This window comes from Synechococcus sp. PCC 6716 (assembly GCF_022570815.1).
Classification (GTDB): domain Bacteria; phylum Cyanobacteriota; class Cyanobacteriia; order Thermosynechococcales; family Thermosynechococcaceae; genus Thermosynechococcus; species Thermosynechococcus lividus.
Genome location: NZ_JAKLTU010000002.1, coordinates 122782 through 141231, shown reverse-complemented (window position 1 = coordinate 141231; position 18450 = coordinate 122782). Strand labels below are relative to the sequence as shown.

At 52.7% G+C, this 18450-nt stretch carries 19 protein-coding genes, 1 tRNA gene and 2 pseudogenes; 9 read left to right on the top strand and 13 right to left on the bottom strand.

What is annotated here, in order from left to right; all coding sequences use genetic code 11:
- Nucleotides 1-382 precede the first annotated feature (382 nt).
- Both L5220_RS03590 and L5220_RS03585 read right to left on the bottom strand, forming a co-directional pair.
- Nucleotides 383-544 carry a zinc ribbon domain-containing protein gene (locus tag L5220_RS03590; RefSeq protein WP_499571726.1) on the bottom strand — a complete coding sequence of 54 codons (162 nt, stop codon included), beginning with the start codon at nt 542-544 and terminating at the stop codon, nt 383-385.
- A gap of 130 nt (nt 545-674) precedes the next feature.
- Nucleotides 675-773 (bottom strand): annotated as a pseudogene (locus L5220_RS03585) (hypothetical protein); the annotation flags it as partial.
- A 704-nt stretch (nt 774-1477) separates the two neighbouring features.
- Between L5220_RS03585 and L5220_RS03580 the strand changes: the two are divergent.
- Nucleotides 1478-1660 (top strand): hypothetical protein, encoded by a 183-nt coding sequence (locus tag L5220_RS03580; RefSeq protein WP_499571644.1) that lies wholly within the window; start codon nt 1478-1480, stop codon nt 1658-1660.
- 6 nt (nt 1661-1666) lie between these two features.
- On the opposite strand, the gene L5220_RS03575 is transcribed toward L5220_RS03580, so the two are convergent.
- Together L5220_RS03575 and fba are read right to left on the bottom strand one after the other, a co-directional pair.
- A complete protein-coding gene (locus L5220_RS03575) occupies nt 1667-2479 on the bottom strand; it encodes a sulfotransferase domain-containing protein (RefSeq protein WP_499571642.1) in 813 nt (270 codons plus the stop codon).
- Between the two features lie 158 nt (nt 2480-2637).
- Nucleotides 2638-3717: a class II fructose-bisphosphate aldolase gene (fba, locus tag L5220_RS03570; RefSeq protein ID WP_448515066.1), complete on the bottom strand. Its 1080-nt coding sequence runs from the start codon at nt 3715-3717 to the stop codon at nt 2638-2640.
- 177 nt (nt 3718-3894) lie between these two features.
- Here fba and L5220_RS03565 point away from each other — a divergent pair, with 177 nt between their 5' ends.
- Together L5220_RS03565 and L5220_RS03560 are read left to right on the top strand one after the other, a co-directional pair.
- Complete coding sequence (locus L5220_RS03565; protein ID WP_499571640.1) at nt 3895-4230, top strand: hypothetical protein; 336 nt, start codon at nt 3895-3897, stop codon at nt 4228-4230.
- A 51-nt stretch (nt 4231-4281) separates the two neighbouring features.
- Complete coding sequence (locus L5220_RS03560) at nt 4282-4917, top strand: ribonuclease D (protein ID WP_499571638.1); 636 nt, start codon at nt 4282-4284, stop codon at nt 4915-4917.
- On the opposite strand, the gene L5220_RS03555 is transcribed toward L5220_RS03560, so the two are convergent.
- On the bottom strand, nt 4882-5640 hold the full coding sequence (locus tag L5220_RS03555; RefSeq protein WP_499571636.1) for a PD-(D/E)XK nuclease family protein: 759 nt from the start codon (nt 5638-5640) through the stop codon (nt 4882-4884). The two genes, L5220_RS03560 and L5220_RS03555, sit on opposite strands and share 36 nt — an antisense overlap.
- A 1-nt stretch (nt 5641) precedes the next feature.
- The gene (locus L5220_RS03550; protein WP_499571634.1) at nt 5642-7717 is read right to left on the bottom strand and encodes a M48 family metalloprotease; all 2076 of its coding nucleotides are present in this window, start codon (nt 7715-7717) and stop codon (nt 5642-5644) included.
- Between the two features lie 502 nt (nt 7718-8219).
- Between L5220_RS03550 and L5220_RS03545 the strand changes: the two genes are divergently transcribed.
- The 6 genes and pseudogenes from L5220_RS03545 (at nt 8220) to L5220_RS03520 (ending at nt 12109) form a co-directional block, all read left to right on the top strand.
- Nucleotides 8220-8381: a hypothetical protein gene (locus L5220_RS03545; protein WP_448525167.1), complete on the top strand. Its 162-nt coding sequence runs from the start codon at nt 8220-8222 to the stop codon at nt 8379-8381.
- A 42-nt stretch (nt 8382-8423) separates the two neighbouring features.
- A pseudogene (locus L5220_RS03540) lies at nt 8424-8612 on the top strand (hypothetical protein); the annotation flags it as partial.
- A 186-nt stretch (nt 8613-8798) separates the two neighbouring features.
- Nucleotides 8799-9782 (top strand): 30S ribosomal protein S1, encoded by a 984-nt coding sequence (locus tag L5220_RS03535; RefSeq protein WP_099799021.1) that lies wholly within the window; start codon nt 8799-8801, stop codon nt 9780-9782.
- Nucleotide 9783: 1 nt separating this feature from the next.
- Complete coding sequence (pdxA, locus tag L5220_RS03530; protein ID WP_499571630.1) at nt 9784-10827, top strand: 4-hydroxythreonine-4-phosphate dehydrogenase PdxA; 1044 nt, start codon at nt 9784-9786, stop codon at nt 10825-10827.
- A gap of 100 nt (nt 10828-10927) precedes the next feature.
- Nucleotides 10928-11251 (top strand): DUF1825 family protein, encoded by a 324-nt coding sequence (locus L5220_RS03525; RefSeq protein WP_448515072.1) that lies wholly within the window; start codon nt 10928-10930, stop codon nt 11249-11251.
- A gap of 12 nt (nt 11252-11263) precedes the next feature.
- The gene (locus tag L5220_RS03520; RefSeq protein ID WP_448526564.1) at nt 11264-12109 is read left to right on the top strand and encodes an aminotransferase class IV; all 846 of its coding nucleotides are present in this window, start codon (nt 11264-11266) and stop codon (nt 12107-12109) included.
- A gap of 122 nt (nt 12110-12231) precedes the next feature.
- Here L5220_RS03520 and L5220_RS03515 read toward each other — a convergent pair.
- The 7 genes from L5220_RS03515 to rfbG all read right to left on the bottom strand — a co-directional run bounded on the left by L5220_RS03515 (nt 12232) and on the right by rfbG (nt 18190).
- Nucleotides 12232-12303: transfer RNA gene (locus L5220_RS03515), tRNA-Val, on the bottom strand.
- A gap of 186 nt (nt 12304-12489) precedes the next feature.
- Nucleotides 12490-13290, bottom strand: coding sequence for a cephalosporin hydroxylase family protein (locus tag L5220_RS03510; protein WP_448526565.1), 801 nt, complete (start codon nt 13288-13290; stop codon nt 12490-12492).
- Entirely contained in the window at nt 13287-14462 is a 1176-nt protein-coding gene (locus tag L5220_RS03505) for a class I SAM-dependent methyltransferase (protein WP_448526566.1), read from the bottom strand. Before L5220_RS03505 ends, L5220_RS03510 begins: the two co-directional genes overlap by 4 nt.
- Nucleotides 14462-15343 carry an NAD-dependent epimerase/dehydratase family protein gene (locus L5220_RS03500; protein ID WP_448526567.1) on the bottom strand — a complete coding sequence of 294 codons (882 nt, stop codon included), beginning with the start codon at nt 15341-15343 and terminating at the stop codon, nt 14462-14464. Before L5220_RS03500 ends, L5220_RS03505 begins: the two co-directional genes overlap by 1 nt.
- The gene (locus L5220_RS03495) at nt 15340-16581 is read right to left on the bottom strand and encodes a class I SAM-dependent methyltransferase (RefSeq protein WP_499571627.1); all 1242 of its coding nucleotides are present in this window, start codon (nt 16579-16581) and stop codon (nt 15340-15342) included. The genes L5220_RS03500 and L5220_RS03495 overlap by 4 nt, the downstream gene beginning before the upstream one ends.
- On the bottom strand, nt 16578-17138 hold the full coding sequence (locus L5220_RS03490) for a dTDP-4-dehydrorhamnose 3,5-epimerase family protein (RefSeq protein WP_499571625.1): 561 nt from the start codon (nt 17136-17138) through the stop codon (nt 16578-16580). Before L5220_RS03490 ends, L5220_RS03495 begins: the two co-directional genes overlap by 4 nt.
- Nucleotides 17135-18190 (bottom strand): CDP-glucose 4,6-dehydratase, encoded by a 1056-nt coding sequence (gene rfbG / locus L5220_RS03485; protein WP_499571623.1) that lies wholly within the window; start codon nt 18188-18190, stop codon nt 17135-17137. The genes L5220_RS03490 and rfbG overlap by 4 nt, the downstream gene beginning before the upstream one ends.
- Nucleotides 18191-18450 lie beyond the last annotated feature (260 nt).

Below are 18450 nucleotides of genomic sequence, written 5' to 3'. Positions count from 1 at the left end.
GAAAAGGATCAAATGCAATGAAAACTAGAGACAAAGTATTAAGGATATTAAGAGATCGCAAATCGCTACTACTACAGAACTATCAAATTTGTGAGGCTCTCCCATTAGTACGGTGATAACTTTTACTAATTAGAGAAGGAAGCTAACAACCTTTACCGAAAATTGTTGAAATTTACAAAGCCGTACGCTTGTCGTTGAGTGCATCCCAGTTATGCAATGAGTTTGACATCCTCCCCCTCCTGAGCGCAGCGAAGGGAGGGGATTTCATCGTCGCCGATGAAGGTTTCTGCGTCAACGAGGTGACGTGCTCAACCTCTGTTTCCAGAAGATGAGTATCGGCCTCGTCTCCACCGGCGTAAGAGCCTGTGTGCCCCACAGTCCGTCAACCTAGCTCCACAATGTTGATAGCTACGTTGGGGTCTCTGTCCAGCACAGTTCCGCACTGGCACAAATGCGTACGAGTGCTGAGGGATGTCTTGACCAAATGGCCGCAACACGAGGATGTCTGGGAGGTGTACTGAGGTGGGACAGCGACAGTTACCACCCCAAATACGGTTCCGAAATAGTCCAGCCACTGGCGGAATTGATACCATGCTGCATCAACAATTGACTTGGCTACCTGATGGGTTTTCACCACGTTTCTGATTTGCACGTCCTCATACGCCACGACATCGTTAGATGTTAGATATCACTACGCACCGGGCTAGTTTCACAGCCCAGTCCTTACGCTGGCGTTGGACTGTTAGGTGTTTTCTTCCCAGTTTAAGCCTTGCTTTGGCGCGATTTTTTGACCCCTCTTGTTTGCGAGATAGACGGCGTTGTTCCCGTTTTGCCCTTCACTTTTTGCTTGCAGTTGTTATAGAAGCGAGAAATCGCTGACCACGCTCGTTCTGCCATTGTTGGTCGTGCCATCGAGTTGAGTTTTTTCGCCCAAGGATACTCTTTGGCTAAAACTCGGCAGTATTTGTTGAGGTCAGCCGTGCGTTTGCCTTGCCCGTCCATCCAGTAGCGAAGCGCTTTGTTGCGAACAAAAAGACCCGTCCGCAGCGTTTGAGCGAGCCGCTGATCCTAGTCTTGAGTTCCTTGCAACTTGGCGTCGCAGACGAGCATTTTATCTACCAAAATCTGGGATAGTTGTACCACAAGTTGATTGCTTGTCTCAGGGAGATTAACTCCCCTCGACTCGCGCGGGGGAGTCCATGTATCCCCGCCGGGGTTTTATCGCTCCCCCGAACCCCCACATGCAGATAAAATTAGAGATAGATAGCCAGCACCTATCTCACGAGCATAGGAAATCTTTTTAAGTTAAGTTGCCACTTGAGCGATCGCCATCACGGAGACAAAACTCATGATACCCATGAATCGTTACTTAATAGCTAGCCTAAGCATACTGCTATGGCCAGTGGCTAGCGTTGCTGCCCCCTTACCACCAGTATTTAACCCTATCTCGCCGACAACGGGATTTGAATCCTCCCAAATGAATCGAATGCTACAGAACGAGTGGCGCTACGACCAGCGCGATCGCGTGGATGCCAGCTCTGCGCTAACACCCGAGCAATTARAAAAYCCCGCCAATAGCGTTCTACAAATTGAGGTGGATGGCCAATTGCTGACTCCGAGTCAAGCCCAGCAGCTCCTCCTGCAGCAACAGCAACCCTAATTGCATCTACCAGCCAAAATCCTGCCCTAGCAGTTGGTAGAGTCTCTCATTATGGGGCTTAAAAAACTCGTCTAAGTAGTCATCAACCAGCGGTGGAACCACTGTCCGATTGTTCGCGACATTTTTGGGCTGCAAGTTAGTCACCTGATACTCTGGATCAACCCCAATAAACTCAAACACTGTTCTCAGGCAAGCTGCTGTGGCACTGAAGAAGTGTTCACTGCTCAAAATTAGCAATTGCTCCTTGGTAAACAGCTGAAAATACCGCTCGAGTTGCTGTTGGTAGAGGCCGCGACACTTGTAGGAGTGGTGAATAAACCCATGGCTGTTATAGTTAGCATTTTCTATCAAGGGTGCCAAGCGACGTTCTTCACTAGTAAACGCCTCGTACATTCCTAGCGGCTCCCGCCCTTTGCGCTTTTCATGAAAGTAGTGGGAAATTGCCCGCTTGCTGGGGTTGCGCAACAGTACAATCATCTTTACGTTGGGCAAAACCTCGGCAATACGCTGCGGCACACGAGGGTGAAAAAGATACAACGGCGATGACTCAAAGGTCTGCTTGCCGTCCTGTAAGTCCCTCTCGAGGGGAAAATGGGCACGGTACCAAGGCAATCCCTTCTCAAAGGTATCAATGCTAGGATGAGTGCCGCCATCAAAAAAATGAACTTCTTTTTTTAGAGAAGGAACTAACTGGGGATGTTGGCTTAAATAATCGTGCAAGCTGGTTGTGCCCGCCTTTTGCGCCCCAAGAATAATAAAGTGGGGTAAGCTGCGCTGTGCCCACGTGTTTTTTTGATACTGGTGAACAAGGTCAGGCACGATTGCCCGGGCCACGCCAGCAAGGGTTCTTTGAATTGTTTGATGCATAACAACGGTTCGGTGTAACTGGGCGCTGCAACCTATTAGAAAGCTGAGGAAGAGACGCAAAAGGGGTGACCGCAGCCACCCCTATACACGCTATCAGGTCTCAGGACTTCCTAGACCCCGACAGCTTTCTGAACCACTTGGGCCAGTTCGCCTTTGGCATACTTGGCAGCGTAGTCTTCAAGGCTGAGTTGCTTGATCTTGCTGGCATTACCAGCGGTGCCAAACTGTTGATAGCGATCGGCACACACTTTTTGCATGTACTTGATCGAGGGTTTGAGGAAGTGACGGGGGTCAAATTCCTTGGGAGCAAGCGCAAGGGCTTCGCGCACAGCCGCAGTAATGGCTAGGCGGTTATCAGTGTCGATGTTAACTTTGCGAACACCACTCTTAATCCCTTTTTGGATTTCTTCCACCGGCACCCCATAGGTTTCCGGAATAGCCCCACCGTATTGATTGATTAGAGCGATCAAGTCTTCGGGGACGGAGCTAGAGCCGTGCATCACTAGGTGGGTGTTGGGCAAGCGGCGGTGAATTTCTTCAACGCGGCTGATGGCCAAAATTTCACCCGTGGGTTTGCGAGTAAATTTGTAAGCCCCATGGCTGGTGCCGATCGCCACCGCTAAGGCATCCACTTGAGTGCGCTCTACAAAGTCCACCGCTTGATCTGGATCGGTGAGCAGCATCGAGTGATCAAGGGTGCCTTCAAAGCCATGGCCATCTTCCGCTTCCCCTTGACCTGTTTCCAGCGAGCCAAGACAGCCGAGTTCCCCTTCCACCGACACACCAATGGAGTGAGCCACCTTCACCACTTCGCTGGTCACGGCCACGTTGTACTCATAGCTAGCGGGGGTTTTGGCATCCGCTTCGAGGGAGCCATCCATCATCACGCTGGTGAAGCCATTGCGAATGGCAGAGTAGCAGGTGGCAGGCTCGTTCCCATGGTCTTGGTGCATCACAATCGGAATATGGGGATAGGTCTCGACTGCCGCCAGAATCAGGTGGCGCAGGAAGTTTTCCCCAGCATATTTACGGGCACCCCGCGACGCTTGCAGAATGACTGGGCTGTCGGTTTCGTGAGCCGCCTGCATGATCGCTTGGATTTGCTCCATGTTATTGACGTTGAAGGCGGGGATGCCGTAACCATTTTCGGCTGCGTGATCCAGCAGCAAGCGCATGGGTACGAGTGCCATAGGGTTATGTCCTCCTAAAATAGAGCGGGTGTATCACTTCGTTAAACCTTACCGATAATCTTAGGCTAATTTGCCCGTTTATGTTACCTAGGGGCGATCGGCCATTTGGGAACACTATCTTTGGCAGTGCGCCATTTACCATTAAGATTTGGAAGCAACGCCTTGTGAGAAGTGTCCATGGTAGAACCCTCTTTAGGTCTGTCCGCCGATAATGACAATGATTCGCTAGGGGGGCGATCGCCGCAGTGGTCAGAGCGGCGGAGTCGCCTTGAAGAACTCATTGCTACGCTGCGCATTGCCGATGAATTAGCAGCAGGAAGCTATCTCATTACCAGCGGCGAGTTAGCCGAGCTAATGGATGTCCATGCCAGTGCGGTCACCAGCCGTGGCGAAGAGTGGGTATGGCGGAACTGGCAAATTTCGCGAGTACGGCGCGAAAGTAATCAAATTCTCTGGCAGTTAGAGCGGATAGCCATCAGCAAAGAGCCATCCGCAGACACCCATCCCAGCTAACGGCAAGACCCTCTGCCCAACCTACAGCCCTCTTAGACCGAGTAGCAAGCCATGGATTTAGATTTTCCTCTAGAGTGTTTTGACAATGATTTAAGTGCAACGGCACTGGCTCAGTTTCTCAATGCTGAGCAGCTAGGGGTGGATACGGAAACAATGGGCTTAAATATTGCCCGCGATCGCCTCTGTTTGGTGCAGATCTGTAATCCTGCCGGTCAGGTGGCAGTGGTCAAAATTGGCCGGGGGCAAACGGCTGCTCCCCATCTGCAACACCTCTTAGAGCACCCTGGCATCACCAAAATCTTTCATTACGCGCGGTTTGATTTGGCAACCCTGCGCCACCATTTGGGGGTCCGCGTTCAGCCGGTGTTTTGCACCAAAATTGCCAGTAAAATTGCCCGCACCTATTCACCACGGCACGGCCTTAAGGATTTAGCCCTCGATATGCTGGGGGTTGAACTGGATAAATCTGCCCAAAGTTCAGACTGGGGGAATGCCCTCGCCCTGCGTGACGATCAACTGCGCTACGCCGCTAATGATGTCCGCTACCTCATTCCTCTGCGGCAACAGTTACTGTCGATACTGGTGCGGGAAGAACGCCTGCCATTGGTCGAGGCTGCCCTAAGCTGCCTACCGGCCATTGTGGAACTGGATTTAGGGGGGTACGATCGCGTCTTCGAGCACGGCTAAAAAGTGTGCCAAGGTACTGTCTTGGGGGGGCGGGGTGCGCTGGCAGCGTTCCTGAAACGGACAAGGGGAGCAGTACTTAGAACTAAGTTCTAGGCCGACCTGTGGTAGGTCTTGGCCGCGCGCATAGTCGTTGAGCCAGTATTGAAGCTGCTGCAACTGCTGTGTGAGATCGTTTTCAACCTGTTGATGTTGCGCTTGAGTGTAGTGAAACGTATAGACCGTTGCCCCCCTTTCCCCTTGGGCAAACCAGTAGGTCATAGAAATTTGCTCAGGGGAGTAGTCGGTGGTGGCTGCTAGCAAGTAGCAGTAGAGGCGGGTTTGCCAATGGCGTGCTAATGTGTTTTGGGGAGGCGGCTGGGGATAGGTTTTCCAGTCCAAAATTTGAGCACGATCCGTGCCAAAAATCACCAGATCGTAGATACCAACAAGGGTAAAACCCTCTAGGGCAGTACTACAGCGGTGTTCAGTGTAGGCGGTGCCTGCAATCATAGGGGGCAGATCCGCTTGAAACTGCTCAAACCATTCCCGCAAAGTCGGTTGAGCCTCTAGAAGAGGGTGAATATCTAAGCCGTGGAAATGCTGCTGCATCAGGCGGTGGAACTCACGGCCAAGGTGTTGAGCACTGCTGAGGCTGTCTGGTAACCCTAAGCGGTTCAAGTAGCGGTACTGAAACTGGCGCGGACAATTTTTGAGGTGGCGTAATTGAGATTGGGAAATGTGCATATCACAACCAGCCGAGGATGGTGATGAGGCCGTAAAGCACCCATAGGGTTGCGACCCCTACAGCCCAGTAAGGTGCCCCCCACTGCTGGGTTTGTTTGAGGTCTGGGCACTGCCATGTGGCCACTTCTACGGTGGGGATGGTGCCCCGCCGAAACCAACCTTCAACCACAAGAGAACGCTTCTGAAGCTGTTTTAACTGCTGTGGCTGCACAATTGGCCAAAACGTGCCCCATGACTTATAGCAGCGCAGGAGCCAAAGGCCGTTGGCGGTCTGTAACCACAGGTGCTGCCCCAACCCATTTCTTAGACCGGTGACAGCACACAGCCGACCCTCTAGCCGAACAGGCGTGCTGTCGAGGGGCAGAGCAAGGGAGCGGTGCAGCAGTTGCCCTAGGGTCGCAGGTTCTGGGCGATCGCCCAAGGGAGGGTAGTAGGCATTGATGCGCAGGAACAACCCTAGCCCAACACCAATACTGCTAAGCCCTAGGCCTAGGGTCTGCCAATCGGTGAGCCACCAAAGGGCTGCCCCCACTCGCCCAACCCGGATGGCAAAATGGCCGATGCCACTTAAAAGTAGGGCTAGCAGACCACCGGCGATCGCGCCCCAAAGGGGGGTCAACTGCAGCCAACCGCGCTGTAAGGGAGGTAAGGGTTGGGGCGACACCAAGAGTAAGCAGGGTAGCTGCCAGCGACGGCTATAGGACATCAAAGCTCGCAGCCGCAGCCCCAACGGGCGATGGGAGGAGGTACAGCGGAACCAGTGTCGGAGCGGGTGATCCCCATCCCAGCGGGCGATCGCCCCCCAGTCGAGGGGTTGGTCACCCCAGAGGGCGGCCTGGGTTGGGTTCAAGGGTAGCAGCAGCCGCAGCGATTCTAGAGCCCCGCCAATACTGCCTTGGGTGCTCACCGTTTGGGCGGTGGCGTGCATCAGCCGTAGCCATGCCAGCACTAAGGTGTTGGGGTTACCCGCCATCGCCGCTCCTTGGCGATCGCTGTAGTACTGCCGCAGTTGATTTGTCCAAAACAAGAGCATTTCCAGCCCCCGAAAGACAAGGTAACTCCCTTGGCTGATCAGCGCACAACACGCGTATAGGGGTATGGCGCCCCATCGCCGTCCCCAATCCTTACCGTAGGGCGGTGCCCAGCGATCGCCCCAGCGACTCAATCGGTCGTACACCGCGTAGGGACATTGCAGCGCTAGGACAAGAGGTGCCATCAGTGTATTCAACCCCTGTCGCAGTTGTGCTAGTTCCACCGCCAAGAGTGCCGCCAATTCCTCTGAGGTGGCAGTTCGCAGTAACCCCTCGCTCACCACAATCCGTCGTTGCCAGCGACCATAGCTAAAAATCAGGGGGGCGGTGGTGATGATGCAGCGCAGTTGCGGGCGGGGTTGCCACCACGACCATGGCAGAGTGTCCATGAGAGCCACTGCATCAGGGCTGTACTCCCTTAATTCATTGAGACTGACGGGACGCAGCCCATACCCATAGCTCAAGACAACAGACCAAAGGGGGCTGCCAAAGCCAAAGAGGAGCACGCCCAAAAAGATGACCAATGCCGCGGCGATCGCCCCTTCCCAGCCTCGCAACAGCGCCACGGTATCGTTAGGTAGCCCTGTCAGATAGGTTACTCCCCCCAAAATAACGACGTACACTAGCCCTGCCAGCACAGCGATCGTGATCCCTTGGCTTGCCCAAAGATACCCCCGTGACACCGGTCGAAGCTGAATGTGCCCAGAGGATAGCCGTGGAACGGTGAGTTGCAGATTCGGGGAGGTGGATTCCTCATCGCGGTACGCCTCGAGTTCTGGGAGATACTTGCGTGCCCATGCTTGGATGTGGGGATGCCTAGCATGGGTGAGAAACTGACACAGGGCGATCGCCTCTGGCCACTGCTGGGTTTGGGCATAGGCTTTAACGAGATGTAAATGTGCCTTTAACCCCTCTCGCTGTAAACCATACTGGGCGATGACCGCCTCAAATGCAGCGATCGCCAGCAAATAATCCCCCCGGTTTAGAGCCGCCACCCCCGCAATAAAGCGGGGATCAACCCTAAAGTCTGGTTCTTGGCGAGCCATAGCACAGTGATTGCAACAACAAACCTGACATTTGACCTTAAACAGGACATAGGAAACAGGGGATATTGCAAGCCAGTCCCTCCCCGACCTGAAGGTGCGGGGCTTCTCGGAGGTTTTCTGTGAGACGTAATTTTCTGTTTGATGGCATAGACAGAAGTCTTACAGGCGTTCGCAAATTCCTTTAGGTTGACCCCCACTAACAATGCACAAGCAATATAATTGTGCTGAATCTGGGCTTTGCAGCATTGGCAATTTGCTACCCCAGCTGTCTGTTTTAATTCTCGATAAAAATATCAACGTTGCATCGTTTACTGTACTCCTCCTTTACTTCCTTTGCTCCCGCTACCCACATCAGACCACATCAGATTCTCTACTCGTTGATAGCACTCCTCTCCTTTTACTAATCTATTCCCTTTCAGAGGACAATGGTATATCTAGGTGAGTGCCACCTTCTGAAGAGAAAAATTAGAGTAGGAGAAACATCTCGACGATGCGCCATCCTATGACTGCAGAAAATCAAGCCCAATTGCAGCAGAACATTGATGCCATTGCCGATATTCTCTGCCGTAATACCCCTGCTGAGCAGTTGGCAACCCTCCCAGACATTGAGCAAGCCATTCGCCAGCAAGCTCAGACGTGGGTCTGGCAGCGTGTCACCTTCTGAGTAGAACACTCAGGATCGAGGCATCCTCAAATTGTTTGTGCCATTGGCTGTGGATGTGTTGAGTCTTGGGTGACACGGATTGACCGACGGGTTCAACGATCAGGAGCCAGCTGGCATCCACGCCATGCACCCCAAGTGCTAGCCCGCCGTTGCACTTATCTCAACGGCTGCCGCGATCCTCAGCACCTTTTTCTTCCGATAAGGGACACGCTCTCCTACCACTCCAGTTGATTTACTGGACGCAGCAGGATTTTTCTGACGTGCCTAGCCAATACGGGAACTCTAGGCTACTATTATAGATCCAGTCAGAAAGTGTTCGAGCGATCGCTGGTATCATTGCGTATGGCACCCACTCTGCCCGCTTGAGAACTCACTATACATCTTAATTTTCGTTAAAGGAGCTAGGAACATACTCGCATGGTCAATCAGGAAAAAACGTTAGATGTGGGCTTTACGCACGCTGATTTTGCAGCCTTACTCGACCGATACGACTATCATTTCAATCCCGGCGATATTGTAGCAGGGACAGTTTTTAGCATCGAGCCAAAAGGCGCCCTGATTGACATAGGCGCAAAAACTGCGGCCTACATCCCCATTCAAGAAATGTCAATCAACCGCATCGATAGCCCCGAAGAAGTCCTGCAATCCAATGAAACCCGGGAGTTTTTCATTCTTGCGGATGAAAACGAAGAAGGGCAACTTACCCTTTCCATCCGTCGCATTGAGTACATGCGGGCATGGGAGCGGGTACGCCAGCTTCAGGCTGAAGATGCCACGGTGCGCTCTCAGGTTTTTGCCACTAATCGTGGCGGTGCCTTAGTGCGCATTGAAGGGCTGCGGGGCTTTATTCCCGGTTCCCACATTAGTACCCGTGTCAACAAAGAAGAACTGGTCGGTGAGGAGCTCCCCCTAAAATTCCTAGAAGTGGATGAAGAGCGCAACCGCCTTGTCCTCAGTCATCGCCGTGCCCTTGTTGAACGTAAGATGAACAAGCTGGAAGTCTGCGAAGTAGTGGTTGGGACGGTGCGGGGTATTAAGCCCTACGGTGCCTTTATTGACATCGGCGGGGTCAGTGGCCTGCTCCACATCTCCGAAATCTCCCATGATCACATTGATACGCCCCACAGTGTCTTCAATGTCAATGATCAGTTGAAGGTGATGATCATTGATCTCGATGCTGAGCGCGGACGTATCTCCCTCTCCACCAAGCAGTTAGAGCCAGAGCCGGGCGACATGGTCAGAAATCCGCAGTTAGTCTATGAGAAGGCGGAGGAAATGGCCGCTCGCTACCGTCAGCAACTCCTGCAACAACAGCAAGCGGCTATGGCAGAACAAGAGACTGACGACCTCCCCGCAGCCACCGACGAAGACGCTGCTGAACCCATGCTACAAGAGGCATAGCTTGGCTCTCGCCATTACCCTTGGGGATCCCGCTGGCATTGGCGCTGAAATTGTTCTCAAAGCCCTAGCGCACTTCCCTCCTGAGGCGTTAGGCCAGTTTTTTATCAGTGGCAGTCGCTCCCTCCTTGAGGACACCTACGGTTGGCTCAGCCAGCGCGGTCAAGCCGCTGTGCATCCAGCCCTGCTACAGGTATGGGATCATCCCCTGATCTCCAATGTACGTCCCGGCTACCCCAGCTCAGCAACGGGGGCAATGAGTTTTGCTTACCTAGAAACCGCCATTGCTGCTGCTAAAACTGGAACGGTGGCGGGTATTGTGACCGCACCCATTAGTAAGGCGTTGTGGCACGCAGCCGGCTATGATTACTCTGGGCAAACGGAGGTTCTGGCTTGCCATACCGGTGGTTCTGAGGTGGGGATGCTCTTTTTGGGGCGATCGCCCCAGACCCACTGGGTACTCACGACCCTGCTGGCTACAACCCATATTCCCCTGTCCCAGGTACCGCACCGCTTAACCCCGGCCCTGTTAACCCAGAAACTAGAGTTACTTGTCAGTTTTTTGCAGCACTGCCGGGGATTAGCACAGCCGCGCATTGCCGTTGCTGGCCTCAACCCCCACAGTGGCGAGCAGGGGCATCTTGGCCGCGAAGAAGTGGACTGGCTCATCCCGTGGTTAACAAGGGCTCAGCAACAGTACCCCCACGTTGAAATTGTTGGACCTGTGCCACCGGATACCCTCTGGATTGGTGCGGCGCACGCATGGTGGGGCACCCCCTCTCAGCACCCCAGTTACGATGCCTACCTTGCCCTCTACCACGATCAAGGTCTGATTCCAGTCAAGATGCTAGCCTTTCATGACGCGGTGAACACCACCATTGGGCTGCCCTTTATTCGCACCTCTCCCGATCATGGCACTGCCTTTGATATTGCCGGTCAGGGCATTGCCGACCCCCGCAGCCTCCTCGCAGCAATCCATTGGGCACAAGAGCTGACCACCACCGGCAAGATCGGTTTTCCCGCCCATACTTGCCTCAGGGGAGTTTGATAGAATGCCAGCAGAGGACTAAACGGTCACCACCCGTATTGCCAACTCTTTAGCACTTAAGGATCAACTCCATTGATTGCTGTGTCGGGCAGAAACCACTATGGGATTTTTTGATTCAGAAATTGTTCAGCAAGAGGCGCAAAACCTGTTTCTGGATTACCAGCAGTTAATGCAGCTTGGCTCTGAGTACGGCAAATTTGACCGTGAAGGCAAAAAAATCTACATTGAAAAAATGGAAGAATTGATGGAGCGCTACCGTATCTTTATGAAGCGGTTTGAGCTATCCGATGATTTTATGGCGCAGATGACGGTCAAGCAGCTAGAAACCCAGTTGAGTCAGTTTGGGCTGTCAGCTCAAGCAATGTTTGATCAGATGCATCAAACGCTTGAGCGCATGAAGGCCGAGGTAGAGCGCCAACCCTAGGACATTGCGGCTGTGCTGCTATTCAATCTTGACGGTGTTATCAGTACCGAAGCTAGCATTTCTGTTTTAGATCGCGGGTTTCTCTACGGGGATAGCGTCTATGAAGTGATCCGTACCTACGGTGGTGTTCCCTTTGCCTTGCTAGATCATCTGGCTCGCCTGCGAGCGTCGGCAGCTTACCTATACATGGCGGTGCCTTGGGACGATGCCCATATTATTAGGGAGGTTGAGCGTACCTTAGCCGCTGCCCCTAAAGGGGAGTACTATATTCGCATTGTGGTGACCCGGGGAGCGGACCAACGGATTGGCCTGTGCCCTGAACCGACGACCCAGCCGCGATTGCTCATTGTCCTGATGGCGATCGCCCCCGAGCCCCATTTCAACTCGGCGGGAGTGCGTTTAACCATTGCCCAGCGCCAACGCACCAGTATTGAAGCCCTTGACCCTGCTGCTAAAACTGGCAATTACCTGAACAATATCTTGGCGCTCCTAGAGGCGCAGCAACATGGGTTTGACGATGCTCTGATGCTGAACGGGGCAGGCCAGATCACCGAGGCCACCACCAGTAATGTTTGGATAGTGCGGGCTGGGGTGGTGGAAACCCCTCCCCCTAGCGTCGGCATTCTCCACGGCATTACCCGCGCCACCCTATTAGAAATTTTGCAACAGCTAGAGGTACCCCATCGTGAGGTCATTCTCACCCCAGCGGACTTGGCCAGCGCTTCCGAAGCGTTTTTAAGCTCCTCTGTGCGCTTACTGATGCCCATTCGCCAAGTGGATGAAACTCTGCTCCCCTGCCCGGGACCCGTTAGCCAACGGCTATGGGACGCTTTACTGGAGGTGATGGAGAACCACTAATTCGGGCGTTGCACAGAAGGCATTGCTGAATGGAGCTATGAATTAGAGGGGAACAGGTACTGTTTGAAACTTCAAATAAATTACAAACCCTAAAAGCCTTGATATAGTTGGCTCCTAGCCTATGGGCGATACTGGACTCGAACCAGTGACCCCTTCCGTGTGAAGGAAGTGCGCTACCACTGTGCTAATCGCCCATTGATTTCCTTAAACAAGAATACTAGTTTAGGTCAATATGGCAAGATTTGCAAGCGTGAGATCAAGCATGGGCAATCTCTCTCGTCTAGACACCCTATCCGCTGCCGCAGCAGGGAATACTAAGGGTTGTTTCCCAGATCTGTTAGCCATAGTCAGTAAAGCCTTGAGATAAAACTTTAAGGTGTCTATGCCATTCGCTTCAGATAGCCATCCGGCGCCACGGTAATAAGCAGCTTATGCTGAATACTCTTATCAATCTCGAATTCAGGGTGGGTTTTGAGAAATTCCCACACCGCCGTTTTCGGGTTGTTGCCGGGCCCCCAAGGGCGATCGGGAAACATATCCGCGGGCATGTCCTCGATGACTGTATCAAACACCACGCAGTAACTCCCCACGCTCACCAAGGGGGCATAGGCTTCCAGCTCGGCCAGCACATGGTCGTGGGTGTGGTTGGAGTCAAGGCAGACCAGCACACGCTCGTAGCCTTGTGCGATGGTCTTGACTTGCGCGATAACCTCGGGGGCGATCGACGAGCCTTCGATCATCTGGATGCGTGTGGCCATCGGGTGCGCTTCGATGGCGGCGCGGTTGTGCGGGCGGATTTCGATGTCGATGCCTAAGACTTTGCGGCGCGAGCGGGTCGGGTCATAGACTTGCCCTGCGTCAATGGCGTCGCAGACATCCAAGAGCGTCAGCATCGAGGCGCTGAAAACCAGAGAGCCTCCGTGGGCGATACCGGTTTCGATAATCAAATCTGGTTTAACGTGCCAGATCAGTTCCTGCATCGCCACCATGTCTTGCGGGTACTGGATGATGGGTCGTCCTAGCCATTCGAAGTGGTAAGGATATTTATGCCATTGCGCTCGACTCATCCATTTACAGCTGACGTCATAGAGTGTTACATCTCGTCCTTGCTGCAATACTTCAGTGTCACACTGCTGCTTGAACTTCACCACTTCATTGACACACGTCTCTTGTTGACTCATTGCAGTTCTCCAGTATCAATAACCTTGATGGCATACCCATGCTGCTGACAAAGCTGCTTTATCTCTTGCAAATAATTCGGATTCATCACAAGGACATGTTCCACACGACGCTGCATCAACTCATGAGGCGATACTATAAGATGCCCGGTGCCTGGGAGGTAATGGCCTTGCTTGTTCGGATTAAGATCAACTACGCAGTCAATGAGAATACATTTGGGATCAATCAGATTAGCAAAGGTCGCTCCCTTAGCTCCTGCACCCCATAAAGCAACTTTACCATGCTGATTTAGATCGTTGATTTTGCTAATCCAAGCCTTAATTTGTAATTTCTCATGAGCTGCATATGCTATTGCCATTTGCAACGTCTGAGTGTTATTAAGCTTTATAGCACGCTGTTCACTATCTATTCGAGCTTCTAGCCATAGATACTGCCCACCAAAGATGTGCTCAACGCGTTCAATGGCAAACCCAGCTCGGCAGAAGGCAAAGCTGAGAGACTGTGCTGTAAAAAGAGAACAATGCTCGTAAAAGAAGTCCCAGATCACTCGGTTACGGAAGATCCACTCAACACATGGCGTTTCAAAAAACACCCGAGCTTTAGGAGAAGAGATCAGAGCAGAACGCACGGAGCGCAGAAGCTCCATGGGTTCAGGCACATGTTCGATAACATGACGGCAGACTACCACATCAGCCGCTATGTCAGTACAGCTTTGGTCGTAGTAGCATGTGCGAAATTGCAGTCGGTGATCTGAATCGGTCAGCGGCCCTACATAGCTCGGGTCAAAACCATAACCGACGTTGTTTGCCCCTGGATAGTTAACTATCTTTCTCAAGAAATGACCCTTGCCACAGCCCACTTCTACAATCGTGCAATTCTGCACGCCTTGGCGCTCGACCATATCCCGCACCAAACCATCCAGATAGGATTCAAAGTAAGCCGAACAGGACTGCGTATTGTCATAGCACTCGCCATAACTCAGGTACGATAAGTCGAAAGCTTGGTTAAAGACAAATCCACACCCCTCACACACTACAAGATCTAGCTCTCCACGTGCGACGGTACGAGCTGCCTCTTGGCTAGCTATAACTAGGTTTTGATGAACAGGGGCTAGGGGGCGCCGTAAAAAAGGTTTCACTCGCGAGCTTTCGCATATAGGGCAGAGGCGTTTCATCAATTCATTCCCCCTTGGATACAAAGCTCAAGACCCTGCGCCAACGTCAGTGCAGGTCGCCAGCCGAGCGCCTTCAACTTTAGGTTCTCCCCCACAAGCAATGGTGGCTCACCAGTACGTTCTGCAGGCAGTGCCAGCACAGCTTGGGGATCGGTGCCCAGCAAAGATGCCACTTTAATTACAAGATCAGCCAAACGTGTTGGCTCTCCCGAGGATATGTTATATACACCATTGGCACCTTCAATGATCAGCCTGATAAATGCCTCAGCTACATCCGAAGCATGCAAAAAGTCTCGGTAGGCCTGGACATTCACCCCAAACGGCGGGCGCTTCTTACAAAACACCTCGATTAGGGCTGGAATCAGGCGAGCAATTGATTCACCTTTACCATATGGCAGAAAAATCCGACCCCAAGCAAATCGAACCCCGTACTGTGCACACATTGCCATAAGCAAACGACGGGTGACATCTTTTGTGACTCCGTAGAGCGTTGCAGGGTTTAAAGCGGTTGTGTCTTCCCGACAATAGCCATACTGCCAATCATATTCAGCACATGTGCCCGCAACCACAACCTGTTGACCTCCAGCAGCACAAAAAGCCTCTACCAATCGGGTTGTTGCCTCTACCCAACGCAAGTTCAAGGCTGAAGTCCAATATTTGCCATGTTCCGTATACCAAGCCAGATGCAGCAGATGGCTCGCACGTACTTGCTGCACCAACGACGCAAAGTCACCGATACTTAACAGGTCTGCCTTTATAAAGGAGACTGCGGTCTGCGGCTGGCTGCGGCTTACAGCCACCACATCGATTCCACGCTGTTGTAGAGCCTTCAGAACATATTGGCCAATGAACCCGCTAGCGCCAGAGAGTAAAACCTTCATCTAACAATAGTATCCCAAAGATGTAGTTCTGGTACTGCTGTCATAAACTGCCCTCCCCATTCCTGTACATAATTCAACTGTGCTAATACCTCTTCGCGCAAGTTCCAAGGAAGTATCAAAATGTTATCGGGTCTTTCCTGTTGAATCTTCGCTTCGCTCACAATAGGTATTCGGCTTCCAGGTAAAAACTTACCCTGTTTGGCTGGGTTTTTGTCCACCACATAGGGCAAGAGGTCAGCGCGGATACCAGCAAAGTTGAGCAGCGTATTCCCCTTGGCTGCAGCGCCATAGCCAACTACTTTACGCCCTTGGCGTTTAGCTTCAAGTAAAAAGAGGAGTAGATTGTCCTTAATCCGTTCGGCAGCTGTTTGCAGCTTTTCGTAAAATGATAGCTTCGTGACCCCCGCTGCTTCTTCCTGTGCTAGCAGTTCTGCTACCCTTGGGCTAATGGGTTGAGTACCAGTGCCCATTCGTTGTGCATAGACGCGCAGACTGCCCCCATGGGTGGGAATCGTCTCAGCATCAAACACCACAAGCCCATTTTTGGCAAAGATACCCTGTAGGGTAGTAAGTGAGAGGTACGAGTAGTGCTCGTGGTAAATAGTGTCGAACTGGTGTTCCTGCACCAAACGCAACAGGTGGGGGAATTCAAACGTAGCCACTCCTTGGGGCTTGAGTAGGAGAGCAAAGCCGCTAACAAAGTCGTTGATGTCCGGCACGTGCGCCAGCACATTGTTGGCCACCATCAGGTCAGCTGCTTTGCCTGCCTGAGCGAGTTCCTCTGCTAGCGCTTTACCGAAGAAACGCTCAATAATCGGGATGCCTTTAGCACGGGCGGCGGCAGCGGTGCTGGCCGTCGGTTCGATGCCCAAGCAGGGGATGCCCGCCTTTTGGACGTACTGAAGCAGGTAACCATCGTTGGCAGCAACTTCTACCACTAGGCTTCGCGCTGACAACCCCAGACAGCCAATCACCTTGGCGACATAGGCTTCGGCGTGAGCCAACCAAGTGCTGGAGATCGAGCTGAAATAGGCGTAGTTGTTAGTAAAAAGATGCTCCCGCTCCAGAAAATCCTCAGTCTGCACCAACCAGCACTGGTCGCACACTAGCACGCGCAGGGGATACCAGCGCTCAGGACCACGCAAATCTGCAGCAGTGAGGTAGGCATTGGAAGGGGGTGCCGTACCTAGGTCGATAAGCGTATGGGTAAGCAGGTGCCCGCAGTGGCGGCAGTTCATACTTCGATTCCCTTGAAATCATCAGTAAGCAGTGCAAAAGCATCATCGCGATCGGAGAGCACAGTAATTGGCATCGGCCACGTAATGCCCAAACGCGGGTCGCAGACATGGCTACCCCCTTCCGCTTCGGGGTGATAAGGGGCGCTGTGGCAGTAAAGGAGCTCAACATCGTCGGTTAACGCTTGGAATCCGTGGGCGAACCCCTCTGGAATAAGAAGTGCGACACCGTTTTCGGCTGAAAGGACTTCGGCATGCCACTGCAAAAATGTAGGGGATCCCACCCGCAAGTCCACTGCCACATCCCACACCTCGCCACGCAGGCAGTTAACAAGCTTCATTTCAGTGTGGGGTGGGTATTGGAAGTGTAAACCTCTCACTGTGCCGCGTTTAGCGGTGTAAGTATGGTTGATCTGCGCGATGGGCTTTTTCCAGCCAATAGATGCTAAGTCTTGAGCACAGAAGATACGCGTGAGATAGCCACGGTTGTCGCCTAGCCGCTGCCGTTCAATTCGGTTCAAGCCTGAAAGCGGTAGTGGTGTCACCGTGAATCGACTCATGGCAATCTCTCATAAGCAACAATCTCGGCCTCGCAGAGCTTCCGAGCGTCAGCACCTTTCTCCAATGCGCAATACCAACGTATCGTCCGTTCAATAGCCTCAGTAAGTGACCAGCGTGGCCTCCAGCCCAGCACTGACTTTGCCTTAGCAATTTCCAAAGCAAGCCAACTGGCCTCATGGGGGCCTTCATCACCATCACACCAAACGACCTTACCCGTTCCATAGGCGCACTGACACTGCTCAATGACTTCGCGCACCGTTGCCACTTCGTGGGTAAGCGGCCCGAAATTGTAAGCACCGGCATCCTGCGGGCGATGCCACAAGTGCTGAGCCAAAATCAGGTAACCAAACAAGGGCTCCAATACGTGCTGCCAAGGTCGCACGGCTTGGGGACGGCGCACGTGCAAAGGTTCACCCTTCTGCCACGCGCGAATAGCATCGGGAATCAAACGATCCTCAGACCAGTCGCCGCCGCCAATCACGTTGCCAGCTCGGGCAGAGGCCACGGCAACATGCTGCTCACGCAGAAAGGCATCACGGTAACTAGCGATCACAATTTCAGCGGCAGCTTTACTTGCGCTATAGGGGTCGTGTCCACCAAGGGGATCACCCTCGCGGTAGGGGTAGGGATGCTCTAGATTACGATACACTTTGTCAGTAGTGATTAAAACTGCAACCCGCACACTATTAAGCCCGCGTAGAGCTTCAAGTAAGTGAGCTGTTCCCATGATGTTGGTAGCCAGCGTCTCCAGAGGTTTCCGGTAGCTTGCGCGAACTAAGGGTTGTGCAGCTAAATGAAAGACGATTTCCGGCGCATAGCGGCGGATCACTGCCACTGTTTCTTTGGGATTACAAATGTCTTGGATATAGTGATCAATGCCTTCGGCAGCCTTGGCTAGATCAAAAAGATTGGGGTGAGTAGAGGGTGGCAAGGCAACACCGCAAACTTTAGCACCCAGCCCCGTAAGCCAAAGGGTTAGCCAACTGCCCTTGAAGCCAGTATGACCGGTGACTAGCACACGTCGCTTGTGCCAGAAGGCGCGATCAAGCATGACCACACCTTTCGAGGTGCATCGCCATTTTGCCACAACTGAAAGTGTCCATGGGATACGTCTTGATCCTCAGAGGCATGTCACTGCTCTTGACCGACAAGCTATGCAAGCACTTGTGATCTTCGGCTGATGTTACCACCTTCGATATATTCAAGCGCAGGTAACGCAAGGGCAAAAAAGCTACCGTTTTTTGTTGGTGGAATTTTCTGCAGTTGCGCACCATAAATTAAAGGCTACACCGGATATGTGAAGAACGCTAT